Below are 22,914 nucleotides of genomic sequence, written 5' to 3' on the forward strand. Positions count from 1 at the left end.
GACCTGAGCCGTTGTCCGGGCCGGCCTTTGGCAAAGGTTTCAACCATGGCATCTGTACATCGACGCAGCCTCGCTGCGTTTTTGCTTGTCGGGCTAATCGGTATGGTGGTGCTGGCACCGCGTGCGGCGAACGCGGTCGATCAAGACCCGGCAGCCGTGACCGTGACTGATCTGCTGGGTCGCAAGGTCAAGGTTCACGTACCGGTCAGGCGGGTCATACTCGGTGAAGGCCGCCAGTTGTACCTGGTGGCCGCGCTGGACACACAAAACCCCATCCAGCGCATCGTTGGCTGGCGCAAGGATCTGATCCAGTCCGATCCGGATACGTACGGCGCCTACCTGCAAAAATTCCCCGACATCGCAACAATCCCGACCTTCGGCGGCTTTGAAGACGGCACGTTCGACATCGAGCAGGCGATCTCCCGGCAACCGGACGTAATCATCCTCAATATCGAGGCGCAGCACGCCACCGAAGATGCCCGCTACATCGAGAAACTCGATGCGCTGGGCATTCCGGTGGTCTATGTCGATTTTCGCAACAACCCGATGCAAAACACCGAGCCGACCATGCGCCTGTTTGGCCAGCTGTTTGGCAAGGAAGATCGCGCCGAGGCGTTCATCGATTTTCGCAACCAACAGATCCGCCGGGTCACCTCGCTGATCGAGGCCCGCCGGCCAGCGCGGCCGAATGTCTTCATCGAGCGCATCGGTGGTTACACCGACGATTGCTGCCTGAGTTTTGGCGATGAAAACTTCGGACGTTTCGTCGAAATGGCCGGGGGTAACAACATTGCCAAGGGCATCATCCCCACGACCTTCGGCCAATTGAACGCCGAACAGGTGGTGGTGGCCAACCCGGACCAGGTAGTGGTCACCAGCGCCAACTGGCAGGCCTTTGCACCGGGCGGACACTGGGTGGGTGTCGGGCCTGGCGCCGACCTGCAGCAGGCACGCGGCAAACTGGCGTGGTACACCCGGCGCCCGGCCTATGCCGGGATCAAGGCGCAGGACGATCAGGCGTTTCACGCCATCTGGCATCAGTTCTACAACAGCCCTTACCAATTCGTCGCCATCCAGCAGCTGGCCAAGTGGTTTCATCCGCAGTTGTTTACCGACCTGGACCCCGATGCCTCGTTTCGCGAACTGCATGAGCGGTTCCTGCCGGTCCCGTACGAGCCTGGCTACTTCGTCAGCCTGAAGAACCTGGAGGTCTCGCCATGAGTTCTCTGGGCGAAGTTCCTGTAGTGCAGCGCGACATCTATCGCCATCTGGTGTTGCGCAAACGCTTGATCCTCGTGGCGCTGGCCGCCTTGCTGCTGTGCAGTGTGCTGCTGGACCTTGCGTCGGGACCGGCGCGTTACAGCCTGGGCGAAGTCTTGGGTGCGCTGTTTTCGCCGGACAGCGCGCCGGCGCAAATTCGTGTGGTGATGTGGGACATTCGCCTGCCGGTCGCGTTGATGGCGGTGGCCGTCGGCGCCGCGCTGTCCCTGGCCGGCGCCCAGATGCAGACCATCCTCAACAATCCCCTCGCCAGCCCTTTTACCCTGGGCATTTCCGCCGCGGCCAGCTTTGGCGCAGCCATGGGCCTGGCCTTCGGGGTGGCGCTGTTTCCCCTGGCGGCGCAATACATGGTCCCGGTCAATGCGTTCATCATGGCAATGCTTTCGGCGCTGTTGATTCACTTCCTGAGCATGCGCCGCGGCGTCACGGCCGAAACCATCGTATTGCTGGGGATTGCGCTGGTATTCACCTTTAACGCACTGCTGGCGTTGGTGCAGTTTTTTGCCACCGAGCAAGCCGTGGCGGCCGTGGTCTTCTGGACCATGGGCAGCCTGACCAAGGCCACCTGGCCCAAACTCGGCATCATTTGCCTGGTGATCCTGATCACCCTGCCGATCTTCGCCCGACGGGCCTGGGCACTGACCGCCCTGCGCCTGGGCGATGACAAGGCCGCGAGTTTCGGTATCAACGTGCGAAGCCTGCGTTTCCAGACACTGATCATGGTCAGCCTGCTGGCGTCGTTTCCGGTGGCGTTTGTCGGCACCATCGGTTTTATCGGGCTGGTCGGCCCGCACATCGCACGGATGTTGATCGGCGAAGACCAACGGTTCTTCCTGCCGGCATCGCTGTTGACCGGGGCGCTCATCCTGTCCGCCAGTTCGGTGGTCAGTAAAACCTTGATACCGGGTGCAATCTTTCCGATCGGGGTGGTCACCTCGCTGATCGGCGTGCCGTTCTTCATTTCTCTGATTCTGGGCGGGAAGAAAAACTCATGGTGAAAATACAACTGGAGAACCTCGGTGCCCGCTACGGTCAGCGCGAAATCATTTCCGGCGTCACCACCTCGACCTTTATCGGCGGTCAGGTGGTCGCCGTGGTCGGGCCGAATGCCGCAGGCAAGTCCACCCTGTTCAAACGCATGGCCGGGCTGATCGACGGGCCTGGACGGGTCATCCTCCAAGACTCGAAAAAAGGTCTCCAGGGCATCAGCTACATGCCCCAGGGCCTGAATGCCAGTGCCCGCCTGACGGTCTACGAATCGGTACTGCTGGCACGCAAGCAACTGACCCCGGGCTGGACCGTCGACGACGACGAGTTGAAACGGGTGGACCAGATCCTCGGCGCACTTGCCATCACCGAGCTATCATTTCGCAACCTCGGTGAACTCAGCGGAGGTCAGCAGCAACTGGTCTCGATTGCGCAAACCCTGGTGCGCGAACCCGAAGTGCTGCTGATGGACGAACCCACCAGTGCCCTGGACATGCACCGTCAGGTGCAGGTGCTGAACTTTATGCGCGAGCTGGCGCGAAAGCGTCAGGTGATCGTATTCATCGCCATCCATGACCTGAATCAGGCGTTACGCTTTGCCGATCAGGTATTGGTGATCGCCGAGGGCACGACAAAAGGCAGTGGCCCCAGCGAAGAAGTGATCACCGGGCAGATGTTGCGAGATGTCTACAGGGTCGAAGCCCGGATCGAAACATGCAGCCGGGGTCAGCGTCATATCCTGATCGACGACATCGTTTAATCGACAAGTCGCACCACGGCTGACACAGTGCTGCTAATCTGAATGAAAATTACATGTATTAACGGTTTTTTTGACGTTATTTTCTCATTTGGATCTCTACATTTCCCGCACTTCAAAAACATGCAAATGATTCGCATTGGTTAACTGGCGTTTGAATGCGCATGACTTTCAAAAAAATGCACCAGGAGCAGCCCGCAGAATGATTCCAAAAATCCCTTCGTTCTTGAAAAAAGCCCTGCTGGCCACCGCTTTGCTGAGCGCCGGCCAGGTCTATGCCGCTGACTCCGTCGGCATCGTGGTGTACAACGCGCAACACGAAGGCCTGACCAAGGCCTGGGTCGAGGGTTTTACCCAGGAGACCGGTATCCCTGTCACCTTGCGCAACGGCGATGACACCGAGATGGGCAATCAGATCGTGCAGGAAGGCACGGCTTCTCCGGCGGACGTGTTCCTGACCGAAAACTCCCCGGCCATGGTCCTGGTCGACAACGCCGGGCTGTTTGCGCCTGTCGACAAGGCCACGCTGGAGCAGGTTGACTCCGCCTACCGTCCGGCCCACGGCAAGTGGGTCGGGATTGCCGCGCGCTCCACGGTGTTCGTCTACAACCCGAGCAAACTGCCGGAAGCCGACCTGCCGAAATCGATCATGGACCTGGCTTCGCCGAGCTGGAAGGGCCGCTGGGGTGCATCGCCGGGTGGTGCTGACTTCCAGGCCATCGTCGCGGCCATCATCGAACAAAAGGGTGAGGCCGCCACGCTGGAGTGGCTCAAGGCGATGAAAACCAACTACGCCAACTACCGTGGCAACAGTTCGGTACTCAAGGCGGTGAACGCCGGGCAGATCGACAGCGGCTTGATCTACCACTATTACAGCCTGGTAGATCAATCCAAGACGGGCGAAAACAGCAAGAACACCGCCCTGCACTATTTCAAGCACAAAGACCCGGGCGCTTTTGTTAGCATCTCCGGCGGCGGCGTCCTCGCTTCCAGCAAACACCAGGAACAAGCCCAGGCGTTTCTCAAATACATTACCGGCAAGGATGGCCAGGCTGTCCTGAAGAACGGCAAGTCGTTTGAATACGCCGTGGGCAAAGGCGCTGCATCCAACCCTAAACTGGTGCCTCTGAATCAACTCGATGCGCCGACTGTCGATGCTTCGAAACTCGACAGTAAAAAAGCCGTGGAGCTGATGACACAGGCCGGACTGCTCTAAATTGATGCCAGAAACCCTGCCTGCGGGGGTCGCTGAGGCGGCACCCGCACATTTGCGTCGACGATCCCGCGGAGTCTTTGCGGGACGTGGCGGTGTATGGGTGATCGGTTTGTCGGTGCTGGTTTCATTACTGGCGCTGCTACCGATCGCTTACGTTATCGGCGTGTCCCTGCAGACAGGCTGGTCAACCGTTGTGACCCTGGTGTTCCGCCCTCGGGTCGGTGAACTGCTGGTCAACACCGTGTTGCTGGTGCTGCTGACGATTCCCTTGTGCGTCGCGCTGGGGGTGACGCTGGCGTGGCTCACGGAACGCACGAATCTGCCGGGGCGGCGCTGGTGGTCGTTGCTGGCCACCGCGCCACTGGCGGTGCCTGCGTTCGTTCACAGCTACGCCTGGGTCAGCCTGGTGCCACCGATTCACGGCTTGTTCGCCGGTGTCCTGGTCTCGGTCATCGCCTACTTCCCGTTCCTGTATTTGCCGGTAGCGGCCACCTTGCGCCGGCTCGATCCAGCCATCGAAGACGTCGCCGAATCCATGGGGCTCAAGCCCTGGAAAGTGTTTTTCCGCGTGGTGCTGCCGCAATTGCGCCTGGCGATCTGCGGCGGCGCCTTGCTGGTCGGCCTGCACCTGCTGGCCGAATATGGCCTGTACGCCATGATCCGCTTCGACACCTTCACCACCGCGATCTTCGATCAGTTCAAATCGACCTTCAACGGTGCGGCTGCACACATGCTGGCCAGTGTGCTGGCGCTGTGTTGCCTGGCGATGTTGACGGCCGAATCCGCTGCCCGGGGATCCGCGCGTTACGCTCGCGTCGGCTCCGGAAGTGCCCGGGAGCAACGGGTCGTGTGCCTGAAACCGGCCTCCACCCTGATCTCGCTGACGCTGCAAATCGCGACCTGCGCCCTGGCCCTGGGCGTGCCCTTGATCACCTTGGGCAAGTGGCTCATCGCCGGCGGTGTGGAAGTCTGGGACATGGCCGAATTGTTGCCCGCCCTGGAGCAAACCCTGCTGTTAGGCATCGCGGGCGCGGCGCTGACCACCTGCGCGGCAATCCCGATTGCCTGGCTGTCAATCCGCTACCCCGGTCGAATGCAACGGGTGCTGGAAAGCTGCAACTACATCACCAGCTCCTTGCCGGGCATTATCGTGGCGCTGGCCCTGGTAACCGTCACGATCCATTTTGCCCGGCCGATCTACCAGACCACCTTCACTGTGCTGCTGGCGTATCTGTTGATGTTCTTGCCCCGTGCGCTGGTGAGCCTGCGCGCAGGCATTGCCCAGGCCCCGGTGGAACTGGAAAACATCGCTCGCAGTCTTGGCCGTTCGCCGGCCCGGGCACTGTGGCTGATCACCTTGCGCCTGGCCGCACCGGGGGCAGCCGCCGGCGCGGCGTTGGTGTTCCTGGCGATCACCAACGAATTGACCGCCACCCTGCTGCTGGCCCCGAACGGCACGCGCACCCTGGCCACCGGATTCTGGGCCATGACCAGCGAAATCGATTACGCTGCCGCGGCACCCTACGCCTTATTGATGGTTGTGCTGTCGCTGCCGCTGACCGGACTTCTTTATCACCAATCGAAAAAAACGGCTGGCCGATGAACACTCTTGAACTGAATGCCCTCTACAAGTCCTATGGCGCCCATTGCGCGCTGGACAACGTCAGCCTGTCGGTGCCCAGCGGCAGTCGCACGGTCATCGTCGGTCCTTCCGGCTCGGGCAAGACCACATTGCTGCGGATGATTGCCGGCTTCGAGTTCCCCGATTCCGGACGCCTGTCGCTCAATGGCCAGACCCTGGTCGACGGCACCCACGAAGTGCCGGCCCATCAACGCCTGATCGGCTACGTGCCACAGGACGGCGCGCTGTTTCCGCACATGACCGTGGCGGCGAACATCGGCTTCGGCTTGTCGACCAAGGGCGCTGAAAAACAACAGCGCGTCGCCGAACTCATGGACAGCGTGGCGCTGGACACGAAGATGGCCGAGCGCTGGCCTCACGAATTGTCCGGCGGCCAGCAACAGCGCGTGGCCCTGGCCCGAGCCCTGGCGCAACAGCCACGGCTGATGCTGCTGGACGAGCCGTTCTCGGCGCTCGATACCGGATTGCGCGCCGCGATGCGCAAGATGGTCGCGCGACTACTGGAAGACGCGGGCGTCACCACCATCCTGGTCACCCATGACCAGAGTGAAGCCCTGTCGTTCGCCGACCAGTTGGCGGTGATGCGTCATGGCCGACTGGTACAGTCCGGGCATCCGCTGGATCTTTACCGCTATCCCGAAGACGAGCAGACCGCGCTATTCCTGGGGGATGCCGTGGTGATGCCTGCACGCATCGAGGCCGGTTGGGCCCATTGCGACCTGGGGCGGATCCCGGTCAACAACCACCGCAACAACAGCTCGGCGCAAATCATGCTGCGCCCCGAACAGTTGCAACTGGCCAGCATCCTCCCCAGCGACCCGGAAGCCAGCGGTTGCCGGGCCGTGGTCACCGATCGGGATTTCAGCGGCAACACCTGCACGCTGACGGTGGAACTCCAGCCAATGACCCGCAACGAGCAATCTGGCCGATCATTGCTGGTGCGCAGTTCCGGCATGTATGCACCACCGGCCGGCAGCGCGGTTCAAGTCTCGACCATTGGCCACGCCCATGTACTGAGCGAGATTTAATCGCTTACAGGTCGAATCGATCCACCGCTCGACGCCGCTCGTTGTCGTCGCGCACATCGTAGTTGGCCGTGGTCTGGATGTTGCTGTGGTGCGCCAGCTTCTGTGCAATCGACAAGTCATGCTCTTCGATCACCCGGGTGATGAATGAACGCCGGAAGTCGTGGGGCATGATTTTCACCCCGACCTGCGCACCCCGTTGCCGGGCGATGTAGTAGATCGCATGCTTGGTGACGCGCTCACGGGTAATGTGGCTGCCACGACGGATGCGGTTGAACAGGAACGGGTCGTCCGGCTCGCCGTCCTTGAGCAGCGAACGGCGCAGCTCAAGCCAGGCTTCAAGCTTGGCAAAGGCCCAGGCCGGGGCGTACTTGATCAACTGTTTGTTGCCCTTGGCCGTCACCCGCAGGCTGCGCTCGGTGAAATCGACCTGATTCAACTCCAGGTTCACCGATTCGGATTTACGCATTCCCGAACCGTACAAGATCCCGATGATCGCAGCATCGCGCAGGCCTTGCGGCCGTGGATCGGCGGCGCAGACCGCCATCAGCTCCTGGATCAGCGTGCGCCTGAGATTACGCCCCTGGGACAGTCGCGTACCGGCCATGCCCTTCACCGAACGCATCTTCAACAGGTGATCCTGAGAGATCAGGCTCATGCGCCACGCTTCGTTCATCACCCCGCGCACCGCGTTGACATACAGCGAGGAGGTGTTCGGCGCATAGCCGTCCGAACGCAAGGTGGCCACCAGCGCAATCACGTCCTCGGGTTGCAGGTTGTGCCAGGGGATTTCCTCGATATCGTGGTCATCGAAGCCCAGGCGGTCGGCGGCATCCTGCAGCACATAACGCATGGTCAGTTGGCTGGACGGCGCCAGCCGCGCCAGATACAGAGTCAGCGGATTGGTGAGGGGTGAGAGAGAATCAGTAACAGGTAAGTCAATCAAACGAAACGGCCTTGAATGTAAACAGTTCAATGAAACAACTAAGAAATGAAGTAACGATGATGTAAAAGACATTACCGCTGTAGGATTTTTCCTAAGAACCGCCATTTACTTCGGAAGTCTGAACAACGGCTTAATAGCTTTCAGATAAACGATTCCCCAACCGTTTTTTCATGTTCCTTTCACAAAATCGGGCATAACCTCCTATAAAGTCGGCGCCACCCGAATGGACGTCCAACCTGCCGCCCGTGGCGAAAAAAGTCAACCGATGCAGTTTTTTACCGCCAACCGGTAACTGGTTGATTTGGTGCAGGTTCTGATTTAGCGTCTAAGCTGATTTTTGGATCCCTTTTAGCCTCAAAGGCTATTTACGTTTCAGCCCCAGAGGTGCCCATGAGTCAGGCGTTTCTCCCTTTCTCCCGTCCCGGTATCGGCGACGAAGAAATCGCAGCCGTAGAGCAAGTATTGCGTTCCGGATGGATCACTACCGGGCCGAAGAACCAGGCGCTGGAAGAACACTTCGCCAACTACGTCGGTTGCCGACATGCCGTGGCACTTTCCTCGGCCACCGGCGGGATGCATATCACCCTGCTGGCATTGGGTGTCGGTCCCGGCGATGAAGTCATTACACCCTCGCAGACCTGGGTATCCACCGCCAACATGATCACCCTGCTGGGTGCCACGCCGGTGTTCGTCGACGTTGACCGCGACACGTTGATGACCGACGTGGCCTCTATCGAAGCTGCGATCACGCCGCGCACCAAAGCCATCATCCCGGTGCATTACGCCGGTGCGGCATTCGACCTCGACCCGCTCTACGCCCTGGCCGACAAACACGGCATTGCCGTGATCGAAGACGCCGCCCACGCGGCTGGCACCTACTACAAAGGTCGTCACGTCGGCTCCAAAGGCACGGCGATCTTCTCGTTCCACGCGATCAAGAACATGACCTGCGCCGAAGGCGCCATGTTCGTCAGCGACGATGAAGCCCTGGCCTCGCGGGTACGCATGCTCAAGTTTCACGGGCTCGGGGTTGATGCCTACGATCGCCTGACCCATGGCCGCAAGCCCCAGGCCCAAGTGATCGAGCCAGGCTTCAAGTACAACCTGGCCGACATCAACGCGGCCATCGCGCTGGTGCAACTGGAACGCCTGGACGAGATCAACGCCAAGCGCGCTCAATTGGCGCAGGCCTACCTGCAGCGTCTGGAAGGCCTGCCGGTGCAACCCCTGGCCGTCCCCGCCCATTCGCAAAAGCACGCCTGGCACCTGTTCATCCTGCGCATCGACGCCGAGCGCTGCGGTCTGGATCGCGAAGCGTTCATGAAAGCCCTCCAGGAACAGAATATCGGCACCGGCATTCACTTCATTGCAACGCACCTGCACACCTACTATCGACAACGTTACCCCAACCTCTACCTGCCCAACACCGAATGGAATTCGGCGCGGCTGTGTTCGATCCCCTTGTTCCCCGACATGACCACCGATGATGTCGAGCGCGTCGTCGGCGCCATTGAAAACTGCATGGACAGAAGCCTTTGAGACCTTACCCAATCAACTTCGTTTCGATCGTCATTCCGGTCTACAACGAACAGGAAAGCCTGCCGGAGTTGCTTCGTCGCACCGAAGCAGCCTGTCAGCAATTGACCCATCCCTACGAGATCGTTCTGGTCGACGACGGCAGCCGTGACGACTCCGCACAGATTCTGGAAGATGCCGCTTCCCGCGAAGGCAGCCCGGTGGTGGCGGTCATCCTCAACCGCAACTACGGCCAGCACGCAGCGATCATGGCCGGTTTCGAGCAGTGCAAGGGCGATGTCGTCATCACCCTCGATGCCGACCTGCAAAACCCGCCCGAAGAAATCCCGCGACTGATCGAGCAGGCCGAACTTGGCTACGACGTCGTCGCGACTGTACGCAACAACCGCCAGGACTCGGCCCTGCGCCGCTGGCCATCGAAGCTGATCAACCTCGCCGTGCAACGCTCCACCGGCGTGGCCATGAGCGACTACGGCTGCATGCTGCGGGCCTACCGACGCACCATCGTCGATGCCATGCTCGCCTGCCGTGAACGCAGCACCTTCATTCCGATCCTGGCCAACAGCTTTGCCCGCCACACCACGGAAATCCTCGTGACCCACGCCGAGCGTGAACACGGCGATTCCAAGTACAGCCCCATGCGCCTGATCAACCTGATGTTCGACCTGGTCACCTGCATGACCACCACGCCCCTGCGACTGCTGAGCATCGTCGGCGTCGGCATGGCGGCCCTGGGCATGCTGTTCGCCATCGCCTTGGTCCTGCTGCGCCTGGTGTTCGGTGCCGGATGGGCCGGTGGCGGTACCTTCGTACTGTTCGCCGTGCTGTTCGTCTTCACCGGTGGTCAATTCATCGGCATGGGCCTGCTGGGTGAGTACCTGGGCCGCATGTACAGCGACGTGCGAGCACGCCCGCGCTTTTTCATTGAAAAGGTGCTGCGTAGCCAGCCCGCCTCCCCTGCTTCCCCTGCTTCCCCTGCTTCCCCTGCTTCCGTTGTTACCGTTGTTACCGTCGACGGCCTTACTTCCACTTCTTCAGATCAGGTTCCTTCATGAGTGCAAAAGCTGTTGTCTTCGCCTATCACGATATTGGCTGCGCCGGCATCGAATCCCTGCTTTGCTCCGGTTTCGAGATCGCAGCGGTGTTCACCCACGCCGACGATCCGAAGGAGAACGCGTTCTACGGCTCCGTCGCACAACTGTGCGCGCGCCACGGCATTGCCGTGCATGCACCGGAAGATGCCAACCATCCGCTGTGGATCGAGCGTATCGCCAAGCTCGACCCCGACTACATTTTCTCCTTCTACTACCGCAACCTGCTAGGCGAACCACTGCTGGCCACCGCGCGCAAAGGCGCGTTCAACCTGCACGGCTCCCTGCTGCCGCGCTACCGTGGTCGTGCACCGGCCAACTGGGTGCTGGTCAACGGCGAAACCGAAACCGGCGTGACCCTGCACCGCATGGTCAAGCGTGCCGACGCGGGCGCCATCGTTGCCCAGCAGAAAGTCGCGATCCAGCGCAGCGACACGGCGCTGAGCCTGCACGCCAAATTGCGCACGGCGGCCTCTGACCTGCTGCGTGACACCTTGCCGGCGCTGCTGCAAGGCAAGGCCAGTGAAACACCGCAAGACGAATCCAAAGCCACCGTATTCGGCCGTCGCACCCCGGCCGACGGCAAACTGGTCTGGGCCAAACCGGCCGAAGAACTGTTCAACCTGGTCCGCGCGGTTACCCAGCCATACCCGGGCGCCTTCTGCGCGGTGGGCGAGCACAAGCTGATTGTCTGGAGCGCCGAAGTCGCCAAGGGCAACGAAGGCCTGGCGCCGGGCCGCGTCATCAGCGTCGACCCGCTGCGCATCGCCTGTGGTCAAGACTCGCTGGTCATCAACGCCGGCCAGCGCAACGACAACGGTCTGTACCTGAGCGGCCCGCAACTGGCCAACGAGCTGGGCCTGGTGGACGGTTCCGTGCTGCGCGGCGCCGAATCCGGTCGTGCCCCGCGCCGCACCCGCGTACTGATCCTGGGCGTCAACGGCTTCATCGGCAACCACTTGTCCGAGCGCCTGCTGCGTGACGACCGCTACGAAGTCTACGGCCTGGATATCGGTTCGGACGCCATCGAGCGTCTGCGCAGCCACCCGAACTTCCACTTCGTCGAAGGCGACATCAGCATCCACTCCGAGTGGATCGAGTACCACATCAAGAAGTGCGACGTGGTGCTGCCGCTAGTGGCCATCGCAACGCCAATCGAATACACCCGTAACCCGCTGCGGGTATTCGAACTGGACTTCGAAGAGAACCTGAAACTGGTTCGCTACTGCGTCAAGTACAACAAGCGCGTGATCTTCCCGTCGACCTCGGAAGTCTATGGCATGTGCCAGGACCCTAACTTCGACGAGGACAACTCCAATCTGGTGGTCGGCCCGATCAACAAGCAACGCTGGATCTACTCGGTCTCCAAGCAACTGCTGGACCGCGTGATCTGGGCTTATGGCCAGAAGGGCCTGAACTTCACCCTGTTCCGTCCGTTCAACTGGATGGGCCCACGCCTGGACCGTCTGGACTCTGCCCGAATCGGCAGCTCCCGGGCGATTACCCAGCTGATCCTGAACCTGGTGGAAGGCACGCCGATTCGCCTGTTCGACGGTGGCGAGCAAAAACGTTGCTTCACTGACATCGCCGACGGTGTGGAAGCACTGGCGCGGATCATCGACAACGATAACGACGTCTGCAACGGCCAGATCATCAACATCGGCAACCCGGACAACGAGGCCAGCATCCGTCAGTTGGGCGAAGAGCTGCTGCGTCAGTTCGAAGCTCACCCTCTGCGCGCCAACTTCCCTCCGTTCGCCGGTTTCCGCGACATCGAAAGCAAGGCGTTCTACGGCACCGGTTACCAGGACGTTTCGCACCGCAAGCCAAGCATCGCCAACGCCAAGCGTCTGCTGGACTGGACGCCAACCGTTGAGATGAGCGAAACCATCGGCAACACCCTGGACTTCTTCCTGCGCGAGGCCATGCTCGAAATCGCGGACAAGCGCTGATGCAGGCGGGACTGCGGATTGATGTCGACACCTATCGGGGCACCCGTGAAGGGGTGCCCCGGTTGCTGGAAATCCTTGATGAAGCTCAGGTCAAGGCGACGTTCTTCTTCAGTGTCGGGCCGGACAACATGGGGCGCCACTTATGGCGCCTCATCCGTCCACAGTTTCTCTGGAAAATGCTCCGTTCCAACGCAGCCGGCCTGTATGGCTGGGACATCCTGCTGGCGGGTACCGCATGGCCCGGAAAGCTGATTGGCCGCGATCTTGGGCATCTGATGCGTCAGGCCCGGGATGCCGGGCATGAGGTTGGACTGCACACATGGGATCACCATGGCTGGCAGGCCAATGCCGGGACCTGGAGCGACGCGCAACTGATCGAACAGATCCGCAAGGGCGTAGACACGCTCAGTGACATTCTTGGCGAGAAAGTCGACTGCTCGGCGGTCGCCGGCTGGCGTGCCGACGAGCGCGTGATCGAAGCCAAACAGGGCTTCGGTTTTCGCTACAACAGCGACTGCCGCGGCCAGAGTCTGTTCCGGCCGCGACTGGCCAATGGGCAATTGGGTACGCCGCAAATCCCGGTGGACCTACCGACCTTCGACGAAGTGGTCGGTCCGAGCGTCGCAGCCAAGGATTTCAACAGTTTCATCCTGGACCGGTTCACCCCGGGAAAACTCAACGTCTACACGATCCATGCCGAGGTAGAAGGGATTCTGATGGCCAACGATTTCCGTCAACTGCTCAACGATGCGCGCCAGCGCGACATTCGTTTTCAACCCTTGGGCGATTTGTTGCCCCAGGCCCCTGACAGCTTGCCGCTCGGCCGTGTGGTACGTGGTTCTCTCGAAGGTCGTGAAGGCTGGCTGGGAGTGCAAGGCGCATGAGCAAACGCTGGGCTTTGCCGTTATTGCTGGCCTTGATGGCGCTGGCGTACCTGCTGCCGCTGGGCAGTCATGGCTTATGGATTCCCGACGAAACCCGCTACGCCCAGATCAGCCAGGGCATGCTTCTGAGCGGCAATTGGGTGTCGCCGCATTTCATGGACGTGCGCTATTTCGAAAAACCCGCGGCCGGCTACTGGATGATTGCACTCGGGCAGGCGCTGTTCGGCCAGAACCTGTTCGGGGTGCGTTTCGCCTCGGCGCTGAGCACCGGTCTGGGCGTGTTGCTGTGCTATCTGGTCGCCCGCCGGATGTGGAACGAGCCGCGCAAGAGTTTCGCCTGCGCCATGCTCTTCATGAGTTTCACAATCATTGCGGCTATGGCGGGGTATGCCAACCTCGATCCGCAATTCACCTTCTGGGTGAATCTGAGCCTGGTGGCGCTATGGTTCGCGCTTGACAGTACGAGCCGTGGGCAACGCCTGATCGCGTGGGCGGTGTTGGGCCTGGCTTGCGGCATGGGCTTCATGACCAAGGGTTTCCTGGCCTGGCTGTTGCCGGTACTGATCGCCCTGCCCTGGATGATCTGGCAAAAACGCTGGCGTGAACTGCTGGTCTACGGCCCCGTGGCGGTCGTGGTCGCCATCGTCGTCAGCTTGCCGTGGGCGCTGGCCGTACACGCCCAGGAGCCCGACTATTGGCGATTCTTCTTCTGGCACGAGCACATCCGCCGTTTTGCCGGGGACGATGCCCAGCATGATGCGCCGTGGTGGTACTACCTGCCGTTGCTGGTGGCGTTCAGCACGCCATGGGTTGCCTTGCTGCCACCCGCGCTCAAGCAAGCCTGGCAAACCCGACGCCAGTCCAATATCGCGTTCCTGCTACTGTGGCTGTGGATGCCGTTGTTCTTCTTCAGCCTGAGCAAGGGCAAGTTGCCGGCCTACATCCTGCCGTGCATGCTGCCTCTGGCATTGTTGCTCGGCCATGCGCTGGCTGACCGATTGAAGCTGGAGCAAGGTCGTGCCCTGGGCATCAACGGCCTGCTGAACCTGGTGGTGGGTGTGGTCACCCTGCTGGCCCTGGTTTACCTGCAATTGAAAAAGCCGATTTACGATCATGAACTGCACAACCTGGTGTTGGTGTTCATCGGCTTGATCGGCTGGATCATGGCCAACCTGCTGCAAGCCTTCCGCCCGTTGCAATGCTGGGCCGCCCCGGCTTTTGGCAGCCTGTTGCTCGCTGCCTTGCTGCCCGCCGGCCTGCCCAACTCCGTCGTCGCCAACAAGACCCCTGACCAATTCATCCTCGATCATGCCCAGGAACTTGGCCAGAGTGCCAAATTGTTGAGCAACGATCTGGGGGCCGCATCGGCGTTGTCCTGGCGGGTGAAACGGCCGGAAGTGGCTTTTTTCAACACGATAGGCGAATTGAAATATGGCCTTGCCTATCCTGACTCGCTTAAGCAGCGCGTCAACTCCGATCAGGTGCAACAGTGGATGCACGACGCCCGCCAGCAAGGTTCGGTCGGTGTGGTCATGCGGGTCAAGGGCGAAGAAGAGCTGCGCGAACTTGAACAGTTGCCTAAAGAAGGCAAGCGATACGAACAAGGCAATCTGGTGATTTTGATCATTCCTCAGGCGGCACCATGAGCCTGCTATTGCTACTGGTGGCCTGCCTGCTCACCTGCCTGGGCCAGATTGCCCAGAAATATGCGGTAGAAAGCTGGCGCGCCCAACCATCCGGCTGGGCGGAGAAACTGCGCTCGCCCTGGCTTTGGCTGGCCCTCGCCTCCCTGGGGCTGGGCCTGCTGGTGTGGTTGCTGGTGCTGCAACGCCTGGAAGTCGGGATTGCCTACCCGATGCTCAGCCTGAACTTCGTGCTGATCACCCTGGTGGCGCGCTTTGTGTTCCACGAAACCATCGACAGTCGCCACTGGCTGGGTGTGGCACTGGTGATCGGCGGCGTGGCACTACTGGGGCAACACGCATGAACCTGAGTCGCGGTATCACCTTCGCACTGGGCAGTGTTTTGCTGGTCAGCGCCGCCCAACTGGGCATGCGCTGGAGCATGAGTCACCTGCCACAACCCGAACAATGGCTCAGCGCCCCCATCGACCTGACAGCGGTTGCCGTGGTGCTCCTGGCCATCGTCGCCTACGCCCTGTCGATGCTCTGCTGGCTCGTCGCGCTGCGGGACCTGCCCCTGGGCCGTGCGTATTCGTTGTTGAGTATCAGCTACGCGCTGGTGTACCTGCTGGCCGCCAGCCTGCCGCTGTTCAACGAAACGTTCAGCCTTACGAAAAGCCTTGGCGTGGCATTGGTCATCCTCGGCGTCATCACCATCAATTCTCGACCTGCTCGTGCGTCCGAATCAAGGAGTGCCCCATGAAAATCAGTGTGTTTGGTAGCGGTTACGTCGGCCTGGTGCAGGCAGCGGTATTGGCGGAAGTAGGCCACGATGTGGTCTGCATGGACGTGGACGAGAAAAAAGTCGGACTGCTCCAACAGGGCCACGTGAGTATCTTCGAACCCGGGCTGGCCAGCCTGGTACGCGAAGGCCTGGATGCCAAGCGGTTGCAGTTCACCAGCGACGAAAAATTCGCCGTTGAGCATGGTGAGGTGCTGTTCATCGCGGTCGGTACTCCGTCCCGGGACGACGGCTCGGCGGACCTGCGCTACGTGATGTCGGTGGGCGACGCGGTGGCGCGTCATCGCCAGCAACCGGCGATCCTGGTGGAGAAGTCCACCGTCCCGGTCGGCACCGGCGATGCCTTGCGTGCACACATCGACAAATGCCTGCTCAACGCCGGGCGCGTATTGCAGTTCGATATCGTCTCCAATCCGGAGTTCTTGAAAGAAGGTTCGGCGGTGGCCGATTGCCGTCGCCCGGACCGTATCGTCGTGGGCTGCGAGCGCGAAGAAGTGCGTGAGGTGATGCGTGACCTGTACTCGCCCTTCAACCGCAACCATGAACGCATCATGTTCATGGACCTGCGCAGCGCCGAGCTGACCAAGTACGCCGCCAACTGCATGCTGGCGACCAAGATCAGCTTCATCAACCAGATCGCCGAACTGGCCGAGCACCTGGGTGCCGACATTGAATCGGTACGCCTGGGAATCGGTGCCGACTCGCGCATTGGCTACCACTTCATCTACCCCGGTTGCGGCTACGGTGGCTCATGCTTCCCAAAGGACATGCGCGCCCTGATCCACAGCGCCGAGCAAGCCCATTGCTCCAGCGACCTGCTGCAAGCGGTGGAAGCCATCAACGAGCGGCAGAAATTCAAGTTGTTCGAGCGCATCAACGCGTTCTACAAGGGCGACTTGCGTGGCAGGACCTTTGCCTTGTGGGGCCTGGCGTTCAAGCCAAACACCGACGACATGCGCGATGCGCCAAGCCGGGTGCTGCTCGAATCCTTGTGGGCCGCCGGGGCAAATGTCCGCGCGTTCGATCCGGAAGCCATGCAGGAAACCCAGAAGCTGTATCCCGATGAAGCGAAACTGATGCTCATGGGGACGCCCGAGTCGGTCCTGTCCGGTGCCGATGCACTGATCATCTGCACCGAATGGCAACAGTTCAAGGCGCCGGACTTCGAGCTGATCCAGCAGCGGCTCAACGCACCGGTGATCTTCGACGGCCGCAACCTGTACGACGCAGACCGTCTGGCACGCATCGGTTTCACCTACTTCCCGATCGGCCGGGGCGAGTCGAGCAAATTGCCGATTCCGTACCAGCAATGGATTGGCGAGTCAGTGGTCGCCTGAACACCATGATCCCTCACATCCGCCGACAGTCCCTTGCGCTGGGCCTGTTGGCGCTGTTGTTGTTCTGCGCCGGGATTTACCAGCAGGCGGCCATCGGTTTCGATTCGCGCTTCGTGCTGTTCGCCCAGGAGATGCTGCGCAATGGACCGTCGTTTTTTCCAACGACCTATGGTCAGCCCTACGCCGACTATTCGGGTCTTTCAACGGTATTCATCTGGCTGCTTTCACTGCCGTTCGGCCAGGTCACCAGCCTGACCGCATGGCTGCCGAGCGCCATCGCCGCGGCGGTCATCGTCACCTTGATGTACCGCCTGCTGGCGCCCTACTCCACGCGTTGGGCGCTGTTGAGCATCGCCTTGATGCTGCTGACCAACACCTTCATCACCGAAACCCGAGCCGTTTCCCTCGACCTGATGCTGGCGGCCGTCGCGTTCAGCGTGTTCTACCTGGGCTATGCCACCGACCACTTCTCGGCGCCGCGCCGCCAGGTTTTGATCTTTGCCTTGTTGATGCTGGGCTTCTGGATTCGTGGCCCCATCGGCCTGGTCATTCCTGCGGGGATGCTGTGCGGCTATTTCCTGGTAAGTCGCCAATGGAGACGAATGCTGGTCTTCGGATTGCTGGCGTCCGTGCTGCTGGCGGTGTGCGTCGGGCTTTTGTTGTGGCTGGCGGACGTCAGTGGCGGCCCGGCTTTCTTGCAGGATGTGATTCGCATGCAGTTCATGGGACGCATGGATGGTAGCGAAGGCTCCAATGAGGTGATGTATTACTTCACCAGTTCGCCAGGCAACTACGCACTGGCCTGGCCGCTGGCAGTGCTGGCGCTGATGGCGGTCGCAGCTTCTGGCCGACAACAGTCAGGCCCGGGATTGCGCCTGATGCTGTACTGCGCGGCCGCCGGGTTGATCGTGATGGTCGGCCTTTCCGTCCCGCAGGCGAAAAAGGCCCGTTACCTGCTGCCGATGCTGCCCATGGCGGCGATCATTGCGGCCTATCCGTTTTACGCCGTGCAAGGTCGGCTATTCAGTTGGCTGCGCGTATTGATGCAGGGGCTTTGGCTACTGATCCCCGGGCTGCTGATCGTGACCTTGCTGGTGATACAGCGAAGATTCCCCGATGACGTGGCTCACCTCACTTCGTTGTTCATCATTCTCGGCGTGCTGCAAGCGGTCGCCGTGGCAGCGTTCAAGCAACCTCGCTGGCGCGCACAGATTCTCGCGCTTTGCGCGGTCCTGGCACTGTGGTCGTTATATATCCTGCAGTTCGAGCCGATCCAGCGACAGCTTTACGACACCCGGACCTTCAGCCACGAAGCCTTTGAGCGGGTTCAAGAAGACCCCGCACCCTTGGTAATGCACGCGATGGGCAAGGATGCCAAAGCCATCAAGTTCATGGTCAACATCAATCAAGGCCTGCAACCGGAGTTCACCGATTCACCCCGGGAACTTGACGCCCTCAAGGGCCCGGCGTGGCTGATGATGGACCTGAACGTTTACAAGACACTGCAAGGCACGGCTATAGGTGCATTGCCACCCGTGTTGAGCGGGCGGTTCGACAAGAACGATTTCGTGCTGCTGCACCTCAATTGAATCCCGTTGCAACGACCGAGTATCCGGCTGCTAGAGTAGCGCTCACGATCGGGCTGATGCCGGCCCGATCGAATAAGGATATTCGCGCCGTGACCAGCTACTCCCCCCTCATCCGCCGACTGCTGATCTGCTCGCTGACCATTGTCGTCAGCCGCGCCATCACCAGCCCTTTGCTCACCCTGTTCGTCAGCGACAAGCTGGGCCTCAACCAACAGGACGTTGGCTTGCTGCTCGGCATCGCGGTGTTCATCGCCACCCTGCTCTCCCTGTATGGCGGCTACATCATCGATCGCTTCGAAAAACGCCGTTTGCTGATTCTCTCGATGGCGTCCAGCGCGGTCGGCCTGGTGTTGCTGACCTTTGCTGAAAACCTCTACCTGACCACGATCACCCTGATCGTCACCGAAACCGCTTCATCGCTGTTCCTGATCGGTTCGAAAGCAATCCTCAGCGATAACCTTCCGGTGGGTCAGCGCGCCAAGGCGTTTTCCCTGAGCTATACGCTGACCAACATTGGCTATGCGGTCGGGCCGATGCTCGGTGTACTGATTGCCGGTGCTTTTGCCAGTGCCCCCTTCCTGATCGCTGCGGCCATCGCTTTTTTCAGTATTTTCCTGATGACCGGGATCGCGAAGGACCCGGCGCGCTCGCCTGCCAGCGGCCAGGCGCAGAGTTTCCTCAAAACCCTGATCACCCTGAAAAACGACCGTACCCTGATTCTGTTCACCGCCGGTTGTCTGCTCAGCACCGTGGTGCACGGGCGATTTACCTTTTACCTGTCGCAGTACCTGCTGGTGACCAGCAATCCCCGGCACACCATGGAGATCATGGCCGCCCTGCTCGCGTGCAATGCCATCAGTGTGATCTTGCTGCAATACCAGATCGGGCGTTTTCTCAAGCGCGAGCAACTGCGCCAATGGATCGTGGCCGGCACCGGCCTGTTCATCCTCGGGCTGATCGGCTTCAGCCTGGCGGACAGCCTGGTGAGTTGGTGCGTGGCGATGTTCATCTTCACCCTCGGTGAAATCATCATTTACCCGGCCGAGTTTCTGTTCGTCGACACCCTGGCACCGGAAGATCTGCGGGGCAGCTACTACGGCGCGCAAAACCTTGCGGCCCTTGGCGGTGCGCTAAGTCCGGTGATTTGCGGCTTCATGTTGATGCACACCCCGGCGCCGACGATGTTTTATGCCTTGAGTACACTCGCTGCCCTGGGCGGTTTGCTGTGCTACACAAGCGGCCGACGGCGGGATTTAAATCAAAATTAATGCACTGAAAGCTCATTAATATGAATTTGTCAGCAGCAGGATTGAACGGCACACTGTGCGCGTTCCTCCCCCAACAGTTGGAACAACTTCAAGGGCTTTCTGGGTTCCCCAGCTAAGCCTTTTTTTTGCCTCGATTTTTTCTGTCGGAGTCTTCTCTGAATGCTTGCCCGCTGGTTGCCCGCCGCCATCAATACCCGCCCCACCGAATGGAGCCGCGCTGCCATCGGCATGGCCCTGGGGACACTGATGAGCGTGTGGCTCTGTAGCCAGGTGTTCGGCATCGAGGTGGCCCAGCACCTGATCGGCCCGCTGGGGGCCTCGGCGGTGCTGTTGTTTGCCGTGTCTTCGGGCGCGCTCGCCCAGCCCTGGTCGATTCTCGGCGGCTACCTGAGCGCCGGGGTGATTGCCTTGCTGGTGGCTCATGTGTTGGGCCGAACCCTGGGTAGCGCTTGCCTGGCGGCGGGCATGGCGTTGATCCTGATGTGCTGGCTGCGGTGCCTGCATCCGCCGGCCGGTGCCTTGGCCCTGACCCTGGTGCTGGCCGATCCGGCGACCATTGCCATGGACTGGAGAGCCATTGGGCCGGTGATGCTCAGCGCGGCGACGATGCTGCTCTGCGCCCTGGCCTACAACAACCTGACCCGTGTTCGTTACCCCAAGAGCGCCAGCGAGACGGTGGCCAGGATTCCTGCCGATCACCCGCCGGTCGACCGTCAGGCCATCACCGCCGAAGACCTGAAACTGGCGTTGGCCGACATGGAAGCGTTCTATGACGTCACCCCCGAAGACCTCGAGCAGTTGATCCAGGCCAGCCAACTGCACGCCAAACGCCGCAGCGTCGGCGAGGTGCTCGCCCCAAGATTGTAAGTCGCTGTTTTAGAGGTTCTTTTGCCGTGGCCGGGCGGTTCTGGCATCCTGCGCCTCCATTTTCTGACCCGGCCCGCCTTCTGGCACGCAAACCACCATGACCGCCTCCGAAAAAGCCCCCGCTCCACGCCACAGCGACCTGATCTACGGCCTCGATGACCGCCCGCATCTGACCGCCACCGTTTTTGCCGCCCTGCAGCACGTGCTGGCAAGTTTCGTCGGCATCATCACCCCGACGCTGATCATGGGCAGCGCCCTGGGCCTGCAAAGCGAAATTCCTTACCTGATCAGCATGGCGCTGTTCGTTTCCGGCCTGGGCACCTTCGTGCAGGCGCGGCGCTTCGGCCCGGTAGGCTCCGGCCTGTTGTGCCTGCAAGGCACCAGTTTCTCGTTCATCAGTGTGATTCTCAGCGCCGGCTTCATGGTCAAGGCCCGGGGCGGCGGCACCGACGAGATTCTCTCGACCATCTTCGGCGTGTGCTTTTTTGCCGCGTTCATCGAAGTGGTGCTGAGCCAGTTCATCGGCAAACTGCGCATGCTGATCACCCCGGTGGTGACCGGAACCATCATCACACTGATGGGTTTGTCGCTGATCAAGGTGGCCATGACCGACATCGCCGGCGGCTTCGGCGCCCCGGATCTGGGGGCGGCCAGTCACCTGGCCCTGGCGGCGCTGGTGCTGGGTACCATCGTGGTGTTGAACCGGGTGGACGTGCCGTTTCTGCGCCTGGGGGCGATTGTCATCGGCCTGACCCTGGGCTACGGGGTGGCATGGCTCACGGGCCAGGTGGACTTCAACAGCCTGCCCGAAGTCCCGCTGATGAGCGTACCGGTACCGTTCAAGTACGGGTTCTCCTTCGATTGGGTGGCGTTCATTCCGGTGGCGGTGATCTTCCTGGTGTCGCCGCTGGAAGCCGCCGGTGACCTCACGGCCAACTCGATGATCTCCCGGCAACCGGTCAAAGGCCCGGTGTACATTCGCCGGATCAAGTCCGGCCTGCTCGCCGATGGCCTCAACTCGGCCATGGCTGCGGTGTTCAACAGCATGCCGATGGTGACCTTCGCCCAGAACAACGGGGTGATCCAGCTCACGGGCGTGGCCAGCCGCTACGTGGCGTTTTTCATTGCCGGATTGCTGGTGGTGCTTGGCCTGTTCCCAATGATCGGCGCGGTACTGCAACTGATGCCGAAACCGGTGCTCGGTGGCGCGGAACTGGTGATGTTCGGCACCGTCGCCGTAGCCGGGATCAAGATTCTCGCCGAGGCGGGCCTGCATCGGCGCAACATGCTGATCGTGGCGATTTCCGTCGGCATGGGCCTGGGCGTGGCCGCCGTGCCGGAGGTCTTGCGTGAACTGCCCAAGGCCCTGCACAACATTTTCGAATCGCCCATCACCGTCGGCGCGCTGTGCGCTATCGTTCTTAATATCTTCCTGCCCGAGGAATTCATCGAACTGGAAGAGGACGAATTCGATCCTGAGGCCTCGGTGCTTCAGGTCATGCAGAACCCCGATGTGACCGCCAGGGATGAACCCGCAAAGGCTGCGGTGGTCGCACAGTCGAACCACTAGTCGGGCTCAATGGCTGAGCCGCCGGCGGTTCAGCCTTTTTCAGATGAGAGCACCTCCATGCGCAGCCTCCACGCGGTCCTGATTTCCCTCCTGCTCTGCCTGAGCGCCTGTTCCTCGCTGCCCAATCGAGACCCGTTGAAAATCAACGTCGTGGGTGTCGAGCCCCTGCAAGGCGAGGGCATGGAAGTGCGTTTTGCCGTGAGAATCCGCGTGCAGAACCCCAATGACACCACCCTCACCTACAGCGGCGTCGCCCTGGACCTGGACATCAACGGCCAGCCCTTCGCCTCAGGCGTCACCGATGAGAGAGGTACGATCGGTCGCTTTTCCGATACCATCGTGACCGTGCCGGTCAGCGTTTCGGCGTTTTCGGTGATTCGCCAGACCTATGGCATCAGCCAGATGAAAACGCTCAACAACATGCCTTATGTCCTGCGCGGCAAGCTCTCGGGTGGGGTGTTCAACACGATGCGTTTCGTCGACAGTGGCACACTCAATCTGCCTGGGCCGATCACTGGCACCCGTTGAAAACCTGCGAGCAA

20 protein-coding genes are annotated in these 22,914 nt (G+C 60.9%); 19 read left to right on the top strand and 1 reads right to left on the bottom strand.

Annotated features, from left to right (window positions below; genetic code table 11):
- Positions 1-45: 45 nt before the first annotated feature.
- From AC07W4_RS17380 to AC07W4_RS17405, 6 genes are all read left to right on the top strand, one after another.
- Positions 46-1,221, top strand: coding sequence for an ABC transporter substrate-binding protein (locus tag AC07W4_RS17380; protein ID WP_495033272.1), 1,176 nt, complete (start codon positions 46-48; stop codon positions 1,219-1,221).
- Positions 1,218-2,279, top strand: a complete 1,062-nt coding sequence (locus tag AC07W4_RS17385; protein WP_495033273.1) for a FecCD family ABC transporter permease — start codon at positions 1,218-1,220, stop codon at positions 2,277-2,279. The genes AC07W4_RS17380 and AC07W4_RS17385 overlap by 4 nt, the downstream gene beginning before the upstream one ends.
- The gene (locus AC07W4_RS17390; protein WP_495033274.1) at positions 2,273-3,028 is read left to right on the top strand and encodes an ABC transporter ATP-binding protein; all 756 of its coding nucleotides are present in this window, start codon (positions 2,273-2,275) and stop codon (positions 3,026-3,028) included. The genes AC07W4_RS17385 and AC07W4_RS17390 overlap by 7 nt, the downstream gene beginning before the upstream one ends.
- A 199-nt stretch (positions 3,029-3,227) precedes the next feature.
- Positions 3,228-4,241, top strand: coding sequence for an iron ABC transporter substrate-binding protein (locus AC07W4_RS17395; RefSeq protein WP_495033275.1), 1,014 nt, complete (start codon positions 3,228-3,230; stop codon positions 4,239-4,241).
- A 4-nt stretch (positions 4,242-4,245) separates the two neighbouring features.
- Entirely contained in the window at positions 4,246-5,844 is a 1,599-nt protein-coding gene (locus AC07W4_RS17400; RefSeq protein ID WP_495033276.1) for an ABC transporter permease, read from the top strand.
- Positions 5,841-6,911 (top strand): ABC transporter ATP-binding protein, encoded by a 1,071-nt coding sequence (locus tag AC07W4_RS17405; protein WP_495033277.1) that lies wholly within the window; start codon positions 5,841-5,843, stop codon positions 6,909-6,911. Before AC07W4_RS17400 ends, AC07W4_RS17405 begins: the two co-directional genes overlap by 4 nt.
- A gap of 4 nt (positions 6,912-6,915) precedes the next feature.
- Here the strand turns inward: AC07W4_RS17405 and AC07W4_RS17410 are convergent, their stop codons facing one another.
- Complete coding sequence (locus AC07W4_RS17410; protein ID WP_495033278.1) at positions 6,916-7,854, bottom strand: site-specific integrase; 939 nt, start codon at positions 7,852-7,854, stop codon at positions 6,916-6,918.
- A gap of 390 nt (positions 7,855-8,244) precedes the next feature.
- Between AC07W4_RS17410 and arnB the strand changes: the two genes are divergently transcribed.
- The 13 genes from arnB to AC07W4_RS17475 all read left to right on the top strand — a co-directional run bounded on the left by arnB (position 8,245) and on the right by AC07W4_RS17475 (position 22,900).
- Positions 8,245-9,393, top strand: coding sequence for a UDP-4-amino-4-deoxy-L-arabinose aminotransferase (arnB, locus tag AC07W4_RS17415; RefSeq protein WP_495033279.1), 1,149 nt, complete (start codon positions 8,245-8,247; stop codon positions 9,391-9,393).
- The gene (gene arnC / locus AC07W4_RS17420; RefSeq protein WP_495033280.1) at positions 9,390-10,445 is read left to right on the top strand and encodes an undecaprenyl-phosphate 4-deoxy-4-formamido-L-arabinose transferase; all 1,056 of its coding nucleotides are present in this window, start codon (positions 9,390-9,392) and stop codon (positions 10,443-10,445) included. Before arnB ends, arnC begins: the two co-directional genes overlap by 4 nt.
- The gene (gene arnA / locus AC07W4_RS17425; RefSeq protein WP_495033281.1) at positions 10,442-12,433 is read left to right on the top strand and encodes a bifunctional UDP-4-amino-4-deoxy-L-arabinose formyltransferase/UDP-glucuronic acid oxidase ArnA; all 1,992 of its coding nucleotides are present in this window, start codon (positions 10,442-10,444) and stop codon (positions 12,431-12,433) included. Before arnC ends, arnA begins: the two co-directional genes overlap by 4 nt.
- A complete protein-coding gene (gene arnD, locus AC07W4_RS17430) occupies positions 12,433-13,317 on the top strand; it encodes a 4-deoxy-4-formamido-L-arabinose-phosphoundecaprenol deformylase (RefSeq protein ID WP_495033282.1) in 885 nt (294 codons plus the stop codon). The genes arnA and arnD overlap by 1 nt, the downstream gene beginning before the upstream one ends.
- Positions 13,314-14,963 (top strand): lipid IV(A) 4-amino-4-deoxy-L-arabinosyltransferase, encoded by a 1,650-nt coding sequence (gene arnT / locus AC07W4_RS17435; protein WP_495033283.1) that lies wholly within the window; start codon positions 13,314-13,316, stop codon positions 14,961-14,963. Before arnD ends, arnT begins: the two co-directional genes overlap by 4 nt.
- A complete protein-coding gene (gene arnE, locus AC07W4_RS17440; protein WP_008052193.1) occupies positions 14,960-15,304 on the top strand; it encodes a 4-amino-4-deoxy-L-arabinose-phosphoundecaprenol flippase subunit ArnE in 345 nt (114 codons plus the stop codon). The genes arnT and arnE overlap by 4 nt, the downstream gene beginning before the upstream one ends.
- Positions 15,301-15,702 carry a 4-amino-4-deoxy-L-arabinose-phosphoundecaprenol flippase subunit ArnF gene (gene arnF / locus AC07W4_RS17445; protein ID WP_495033284.1) on the top strand — a complete coding sequence of 134 codons (402 nt, stop codon included), beginning with the start codon at positions 15,301-15,303 and terminating at the stop codon, positions 15,700-15,702. Before arnE ends, arnF begins: the two co-directional genes overlap by 4 nt.
- Complete coding sequence (locus AC07W4_RS17450) at positions 15,699-17,078, top strand: UDP-glucose dehydrogenase family protein (protein ID WP_495033285.1); 1,380 nt, start codon at positions 15,699-15,701, stop codon at positions 17,076-17,078. The genes arnF and AC07W4_RS17450 overlap by 4 nt, the downstream gene beginning before the upstream one ends.
- Positions 17,079-17,083: 5 nt before the next feature.
- Positions 17,084-18,667, top strand: a complete 1,584-nt coding sequence (locus AC07W4_RS17455; protein ID WP_495033286.1) for an ArnT family glycosyltransferase — start codon at positions 17,084-17,086, stop codon at positions 18,665-18,667.
- 56 nt (positions 18,668-18,723) lie between these two features.
- Positions 18,724-19,935, top strand: coding sequence for an MFS transporter (locus AC07W4_RS17460; protein WP_495033287.1), 1,212 nt, complete (start codon positions 18,724-18,726; stop codon positions 19,933-19,935).
- A 159-nt stretch (positions 19,936-20,094) separates the two neighbouring features.
- A complete protein-coding gene (locus AC07W4_RS17465) occupies positions 20,095-20,802 on the top strand; it encodes an HPP family protein (protein ID WP_495033288.1) in 708 nt (235 codons plus the stop codon).
- Positions 20,803-20,899: 97 nt separating this feature from the next.
- The gene (locus AC07W4_RS17470) at positions 20,900-22,372 is read left to right on the top strand and encodes a nucleobase:cation symporter-2 family protein (RefSeq protein ID WP_495033289.1); all 1,473 of its coding nucleotides are present in this window, start codon (positions 20,900-20,902) and stop codon (positions 22,370-22,372) included.
- A 57-nt stretch (positions 22,373-22,429) separates the two neighbouring features.
- A complete protein-coding gene (locus AC07W4_RS17475) occupies positions 22,430-22,900 on the top strand; it encodes an LEA/WHy family protein (RefSeq protein ID WP_008052186.1) in 471 nt (156 codons plus the stop codon).
- The last annotated feature ends 14 nt before the right edge of the window (positions 22,901-22,914 follow it).

Source organism: Pseudomonas sp. GW821-FHT02A08 (assembly GCF_059422045.1).

Excerpts from the sequence above, each read along its gene's own strand:
- AC07W4_RS17380 (WP_495033272.1), top strand. The coding sequence starts at position 46 with ATGGCATCTGTACATCGACGCAGCCTCGCTGCGTTTTTGCTTGTCGGG.
- AC07W4_RS17385 (WP_495033273.1), top strand. The coding sequence starts at position 1,218 with ATGAGTTCTCTGGGCGAAGTTCCTGTAGTGCAGCGCGACATCTATCGC.
- AC07W4_RS17390 (WP_495033274.1), top strand. The coding sequence starts at position 2,273 with ATGGTGAAAATACAACTGGAGAACCTCGGTGCCCGCTACGGTCAGCGC.
- AC07W4_RS17395 (WP_495033275.1), top strand. The coding sequence starts at position 3,228 with ATGATTCCAAAAATCCCTTCGTTCTTGAAAAAAGCCCTGCTGGCCACC.
- AC07W4_RS17400 (WP_495033276.1), top strand. The coding sequence starts at position 4,246 with ATGCCAGAAACCCTGCCTGCGGGGGTCGCTGAGGCGGCACCCGCACAT.
- AC07W4_RS17405 (WP_495033277.1), top strand. The coding sequence starts at position 5,841 with ATGAACACTCTTGAACTGAATGCCCTCTACAAGTCCTATGGCGCCCAT.
- arnB (WP_495033279.1), top strand. The coding sequence starts at position 8,245 with ATGAGTCAGGCGTTTCTCCCTTTCTCCCGTCCCGGTATCGGCGACGAA.
- arnA (WP_495033281.1), top strand. The coding sequence starts at position 10,442 with ATGAGTGCAAAAGCTGTTGTCTTCGCCTATCACGATATTGGCTGCGCC.
- arnD (WP_495033282.1), top strand. The coding sequence starts at position 12,433 with ATGCAGGCGGGACTGCGGATTGATGTCGACACCTATCGGGGCACCCGT.
- arnT (WP_495033283.1), top strand. The coding sequence starts at position 13,314 with ATGAGCAAACGCTGGGCTTTGCCGTTATTGCTGGCCTTGATGGCGCTG.
- arnE (WP_008052193.1), top strand. The coding sequence starts at position 14,960 with ATGAGCCTGCTATTGCTACTGGTGGCCTGCCTGCTCACCTGCCTGGGC.
- arnF (WP_495033284.1), top strand. The coding sequence starts at position 15,301 with ATGAACCTGAGTCGCGGTATCACCTTCGCACTGGGCAGTGTTTTGCTG.
- AC07W4_RS17450 (WP_495033285.1), top strand. The coding sequence starts at position 15,699 with ATGAAAATCAGTGTGTTTGGTAGCGGTTACGTCGGCCTGGTGCAGGCA.
- AC07W4_RS17455 (WP_495033286.1), top strand. The coding sequence starts at position 17,084 with ATGATCCCTCACATCCGCCGACAGTCCCTTGCGCTGGGCCTGTTGGCG.
- AC07W4_RS17460 (WP_495033287.1), top strand. The coding sequence starts at position 18,724 with ATGCCGGCCCGATCGAATAAGGATATTCGCGCCGTGACCAGCTACTCC.
- AC07W4_RS17465 (WP_495033288.1), top strand. The coding sequence starts at position 20,095 with ATGCTTGCCCGCTGGTTGCCCGCCGCCATCAATACCCGCCCCACCGAA.
- AC07W4_RS17470 (WP_495033289.1), top strand. The coding sequence starts at position 20,900 with ATGACCGCCTCCGAAAAAGCCCCCGCTCCACGCCACAGCGACCTGATC.
- AC07W4_RS17475 (WP_008052186.1), top strand. The coding sequence starts at position 22,430 with ATGCGCAGCCTCCACGCGGTCCTGATTTCCCTCCTGCTCTGCCTGAGC.